1 protein-coding gene is annotated in these 380 nt (G+C 51.8%); it reads left to right on the top strand.

The features are described from left to right. Positions 1-41 precede the first annotated feature (41 nt). Positions 42-380, top strand: a 339-nt coding sequence (locus tag ACEWB7_RS18765; protein WP_411581197.1) for a hypothetical protein, incomplete at its 3' end; no start/stop codon positions are given.

The raw sequence follows: 380 nt of genomic DNA, 5'->3' as shown, positions 1-380 counted from the left end.
ACCCCAACACACCGCAAAAAACACCAGGGAGCATCCCAAACATGCGCATCAGCAACATCGACTGGTTGAAGAAACGAATCGGCTTTATCAGGAAGCTCGGAGAACAGACCGCACGACAGAGGCAGATCATTGACCTGCTCGATAACGAAGCCGGACTAACAGAACAGGAGCGCAAACTACTCCACGTCCTGGCAACCGCAGAAAAAAACGAGCTACAGGCACAGGAGAACGCACGCAAACAGGCCAACCAAAAACGGATGGAGGGGAAAACACAACGACGGGAACGCAATCACCGCCTGTTTCTTGCGGCGGGGTTACTGATCGAGGCCGGACTAGTGGACACAAAAACAGGCGAACTGAGATACCAAAAAGACAATATA

The sequence above is a fragment of the Acinetobacter sp. NIOH-H-8 genome (assembly GCF_046635365.1).
Lineage (GTDB): Bacteria > Pseudomonadota > Gammaproteobacteria > Pseudomonadales > Moraxellaceae > Acinetobacter.
This window is presented reverse-complemented; position numbering and strand designations above follow the sequence as displayed.